Origin of the sequence: Moraxella boevrei DSM 14165 (assembly GCF_000379845.1) — a bacterium.
Taxonomy (GTDB): Bacteria; Pseudomonadota; Gammaproteobacteria; order Pseudomonadales; family Moraxellaceae; genus Faucicola; species Faucicola boevrei.
This window is the reverse complement of the sequence record NZ_KB903796.1, coordinates 1-5,682: the sequence shown is the minus strand read 5'-3', so window position 1 is coordinate 5,682 and position 5,682 is coordinate 1. Positions and strand designations below refer to the sequence as shown.

Annotated in this window: 2 tRNA genes and 3 rRNA genes; all 5 read left to right on the top strand. The window is 46.6% G+C overall.

What is annotated here, in order from left to right:
- Positions 1-484: 484 nt before the first annotated feature.
- Positions 485-2,017: ribosomal RNA gene (locus A3G3_RS0108790) — 16S ribosomal RNA — on the top strand.
- A gap of 50 nt (positions 2,018-2,067) precedes the next feature.
- A tRNA-Ile gene (locus A3G3_RS0108785) sits at positions 2,068-2,144 on the top strand.
- Positions 2,145-2,161: 17 nt separating this feature from the next.
- Positions 2,162-2,237: transfer RNA gene (locus A3G3_RS0108780), tRNA-Ala, on the top strand.
- A 275-nt stretch (positions 2,238-2,512) separates the two neighbouring features.
- A 23S ribosomal RNA gene (locus A3G3_RS0108775) occupies positions 2,513-5,367 on the top strand.
- Positions 5,368-5,475: 108 nt separating this feature from the next.
- Positions 5,476-5,589: ribosomal RNA gene (gene rrf, locus A3G3_RS0108770) — 5S ribosomal RNA — on the top strand.
- Together the 16S, 23S and 5S rRNA genes with 2 tRNA genes alongside form the textbook arrangement of a ribosomal RNA operon.
- Positions 5,590-5,682 lie beyond the last annotated feature (93 nt).

Here is a 5,682-nt window from a genome sequence, read left to right as displayed (position 1 = left end):
CAAAAAACCCGATTTTTTTCACAAAAACTGCTTGACTGGAATTAAAAAGACTATATAATACGCACCCACGATAGGGGCAAAGCGAAAGTATAAGGTATAGCGAGCTTTCTTTCAAAGAGAAATCTTTTTTATATTAAATATTTATTTTTTTTTAAAAAAGAAAATAAAAAAAAGCATAAAAAAGAAAACAAAAAAAGCGAAAAAAGTTCTTGACAGCTTAAAAAACTGTGATAGAATATGCGACCTAATCTGACATATGGAAGACATAGTTAGATAATTCAATAAAAGAGATGAAATAGAAAACAACTTGTGTAGATTTTCTCTGTTACGAATAAGATATAAGATAAAAAAATCTTTTTATATAAATTGTACAGAAGAGAACTTTCGTAAGTTTATTTGAGCAGGCAGTATAAGAAGAGTCTGAGTTGTATTAATGTCATGATAGTGACTATTATGATAAAAAGCGACTCAAAGAAGAAAGATTAAACTGAAGAGTTTGATCATGGCTCAGATTGAACGCTGGCGGCAGGCTTAACACATGCAAGTCGAACGATGAGTATCTAGCTTGCTAGATATGATTAGTGGCGAACGGGTGAGTAATATTTAGGAATCTGCCTCATAATGGGGGATAGCTTGGGGAAACCCAAATTAATACCGCATACGTCCTACGGGGGAAAGATGGCATTTATGCTGTTGTTATGAGATGAGCCTAAATTGGATTAGCTAGTTGGTGGGGTAAGGGCTTACCAAGGCGACGATCCATAGCTGGTCTGAGAGGATGATCAGCCACACTGGGACTGAGACACGGCCCAGACTCCTACGGGAGGCAGCAGTGGGGAATATTGGACAATGGGCGAAAGCCTGATCCAGCCATGCCGCGTGTGTGAAGAAGGCCTTTTGGTTGTAAAGCACTTTAAGTAGGGAGGAAGAGTTATCAATTAATACCTGATGATGATGACGTTACCTACAGAATAAGCACCGGCTAACTCTGTGCCAGCAGCCGCGGTAATACAGAGGGTGCGAGCGTTAATCGGAATTACTGGGCGTAAAGCGAGCGTAGGTGGCTTGATAAGTCACATGTGAAATCCCTGGGCTTAACCTAGGAACTGCATGTGATACTGTTAAGCTAGAGTAGATGAGAGGGGGGTAGAATTCCAGGTGTAGCGGTGAAATGCGTAGAGATCTGGAGGAATACCGATGGCGAAGGCAGCCCCCTGGCACCATACTGACACTGAGGTTCGAAAGCGTGGGTAGCAAACAGGATTAGATACCCTGGTAGTCCACGCCGTAAACGATGTCTACTAGCCGTTGGGTGACTTGATTACTTAGTGGCGCAGTTAACGCGATAAGTAGACCGCCTGGGGAGTACGGCCGCAAGGTTAAAACTCAAATGAATTGACGGGGGCCCGCACAAGCGGTGGAGCATGTGGTTTAATTCGATGCAACGCGAAGAACCTTACCTGGTCTTGACATACAGAGAATTTGCTAGAGATAGCTTAGTGCCTTTGGGAACTCTGATACAGGTGCTGCATGGCTGTCGTCAGCTCGTGTCGTGAGATGTTGGGTTAAGTCCCGCAACGAGCGCAACCCTTTTCCTTACTTGCCAGCGGGTAAAGCCGGGAACTTTAAGGATACTGCCAGTGACAAACTGGAGGAAGGCGGGGACGACGTCAAGTCATCATGGCCCTTACGACCAGGGCTACACACGTGCTACAATGGTAGGTACAGAGGGTAGCTACACAGCGATGTGATGCCAATCTCAAAAAGCCTATCGTAGTCCGGATTGGAGTCTGCAACTCGACTCCATGAAGTCGGAATCGCTAGTAATCGCGGATCAGAAAGCCGCGGTGAATACGTTCCCGGGCCTTGTACACACCGCCCGTCACACCATGGGAGTCTATTGCACCAGAAGTAGTTAGCCTAACGTAAGGGGGCGATTACCACGGTGTGGTCGATGACTGGGGTGAAGTCGTAACAAGGTAGCCGTAGGGGAACCTGCGGCTGGATCACCTCCTTAAAGCAGTGACAGCAGAGAATCTACAGCAAGTTGTTTTTTATTGAGAAATTGGGTCTATAGCTCAGTTGGTTAGAGCACTGCCTTGATAAGGCAGGGGTCATAAGTTCAAGTCTTATTAGACCCACCACTATGCCTTAACATAGCGGGGTTATAGCTCAGTTGGTAGAGCGCCTGCCTTGCACGCAGGAGGTCAGGAGTTCGACTCTCCTTAACTCCACCACGATTTGATAGAAATAAAAAAGTTTAAATAAACAAAGAGCTTATTTATTTCTACTAAATGTAGACAAAATATTTACTTGACGAGAGTAAAGATAACTAAATAACAACATAGAGAAATGAGTCTGGGTTAATTATTTATCCAACGTAAATAATTAACCTTGGTGATTATCCCAAAATAATAATCACCAAAAAAGTAAAGAGAACTGAATCAAGCGTAAACTAGGTATTAAGATCGTTACCATTATCTATACGAATTAAGCATGCTTAAGGTTGTATAGTCAAGTAATGAAGTGCACATGGTGGATGCCTTGGCAGTCAGAGGCGAAGAAAGACGTGACAGCCTGCGAAAAGCGTCGGGGAGGCGGCAATATCCTGTGATCCGGCGATATCTGAATGGGGAAACCCACCTATCATAAGGTAGGTATCGTATTTATACGAGGCGAACCGGGAGAAGTGAAACATCTCAGTACCCCGAGGAAAAGACATCAATAGAGATTCCCTTAGTAGCGGCGAGCGAACGGGGAGGAGCCGACTGAATATAATGTAGAAGAACAGTTTGGGAAGACTGACCGTAGATGGTGATAGTCCAGTATTTTAAACATTATATGAAGCATATTAAGTAGGGCGGGACACGAGAAATCCTGTTTGAAGATGGGGGGACCATCCTCCAAGGCTAAATACTCCTGACTGACCGATAGTGAACCAGTACCGTGAGGGAAAGGCGAAAAGAACCCCTGTGAGGGGAGTGAAATAGAACCTGAAACCGTGTGCATACAAGCAGTCGGAGCCCACTTGTTGGGTGACGGCGTACCTTTTGTATAATGGGTCAGCGACTTATATTCTGTAGCAAGGTTAACCGAATAGGGGAGCCGTAGGGAAACCGAGTCTTAATAGGGCGGTATAGTTGCAGGGTATAGACCCGAAACCGAGTGATCTATCCATGAGCAGGTTGAAAGTGACGTAACAGTTACCGGAGGACCGAACCCACTGTCGTTGAAAAGCCAGGGGATGACTTGTGGATAGGGGTGAAAGGCTAATCAAACTCGGTGATAGCTGGTTCTCCCCGAAAGCTATTTAGGTAGCGCCTCGGACGAACACCATTGGGGGTAGAGCACTGTTTCGGCTAGGGGGTCATCCCGACTTACCAAACCGATGCAAACTCCGAATACCGATGAGTGATATCCGGGAGACAGACAGCGGGTGCTAACGTCCGTTGTCAAGAGGGAAACAACCCAGACCGCCAGCTAAGGCCCCAAATTCCTAGTTAAGTGGGAAACGATGTGGGAAGGCACAGACAGCTAGGAGGTTGGCTTAGAAGCAGCCACCCTTTAAAGAAAGCGTAATAGCTCACTAGTCGAGTCGGCCTGCGCGGAAGATGTAACGGGGCTCAAACTAGGAGCCGAAGCTGCGGATTTAATTGTTTCAATTAAGTGGTAGGGGAGCGTTGTGTAAGCCGATGAAGGTATATTGTAAGGTATGCTGGAGGTATCACAAGAGCGAATGCTGACGTGAGTAACGACAAAACGGGTGAAAAGCCCGTTCGCCGGAAGACCAAGGGTTCCAGTCCAACGTTAATCGGGGCTGGGTGAGTCGACCCCTAAGGCGAGGCCGAAAGGCGTAGTCGATGGGAAATCGGTTAATATTCCGATACTTGTTTATGATGCGATGGAGGGACGGAGAAGGTTATGCCAGCTTGGCGATGGTTGTCCAAGTGGAAGGATGTAGGTAGGTTTAGTAGGCAAATCCGCTAGACTATTACTGAGATCTGATAGCAAGCTGTACATGTACAGCGAAGTGGCAAATACCCTGCTTCCAGGAAAAGCTTCTAAGCGATAGTCATAAACAAATCGTACCCGAAACCGACACAGGTGGTCAGGTAGAGAATACTAAGGCGCTTGAGAGAACTCTGCTGAAGGAACTAGGCAAAATGGTACCGTAACTTCGGGAGAAGGTACGCTGCTGATGGTGATGGAACTTGCTTCCTGAGCTGTTGGCAGTCGCAGATACCAGGCCGCTGCAACTGTTTATTAAAAACACAGCACTCTGCAAACACGAAAGTGGACGTATAGGGTGTGATGCCTGCCCGGTGCTGGAAGGTTAATTGATGGGGTTAGCGTAAGCGAAGCTCTTGATCGAAGCCCCAGTAAACGGCGGCCGTAACTATAACGGTCCTAAGGTAGCGAAATTCCTTGTCGGGTAAGTTCCGACCTGCACGAATGGCATAATGATGGCGGCGCTGTCTCCAGCAGAGACTCAGTGAAATCGAAATCGCAGTGAAGATGCTGTGTACCCGCGGCTAGACGGAAAGACCCCGTGAACCTTTACTACAGCTTTACATTGAACTTTGACCTAACTTGTGTAGGATAGGTGGGAGGCTTTGAAGTAGGGACGCCAGTCCTTATGGAGCCAACCTTGAAATACCACCCTGGTTATGTTGGGGTTCTAACTTGAGATTAACAAATCTAAGGACAATGTATGGTGGGTAGTTTGACTGGGGCGGTCTCCTCCTAAAGAGTAACGGAGGAGTACGAAGGTGCGCTCAGAACGGTCGGAAATCGTTCGAAGAGTATAAAGGCAAAAGCGCGCTTAACTGCGAGACCCACAAGTCGAGCAGGTACGAAAGTAGGTCTTAGTGATCCGGTGGTTCTGTATGGAAGGGCCATCGCTCAACGGATAAAAGGTACTCTGGGGATAACAGGCTGATACCGCCCAAGAGTTCATATCGACGGCGGTGTTTGGCACCTCGATGTCGGCTCATCTCATCCTGGGGCTGAAGCAGGTCCCAAGGGTATGGCTGTTCGCCATTTAAAGAGGTACGCGAGCTGGGTTTAGAACGTCGTGAGACAGTTCGGTCCCTATCTACCGTGGGCGTTGGAAATTTGAGAGGATCTGCTCCTAGTACGAGAGGACCAGAGTGGACGAACCTCTGGTGTTTCGGTTGTGACGCCAGTCGCATTGCCGAGTAGCTATGTTCGGATGGGATAACCGCTGAAAGCATCTAAGCGGGAAGCCCACCTTAAGATTAGATTTCCCTAAAGAGCCGTTGTAGACGACGACGTTGATAGGTTGGGTGTGGAAGCACAGTGATGTGTGTAGCTAACCAATACTAATTGCTCGTTTGGCTTGACTATACAACGCTTAAGTGTGTTTGTAGATCTAACGATTTAATATCACGCCTTGATTGGTTCACTTTACAAGTTAAAACAATCTTAATAATTATCATTTCTCTATCCCTTTTCGCTGACGATTATAGCTTGTTGGTCCCACCTGATCCCTTCCCGAACTCAGAAGTGAAACAACAATACGCCAATGATAGTGTGGTTCGCCCATGTGAAAGTAGGTCATCGTCAGCTCCCCCTATATCTACCCCCTTCAAATCTGAAGGGGGTTTCGTCTTTGGGGTGCTATAAACGAAACACAAATAAAAACATGGTAAAAACCATGTT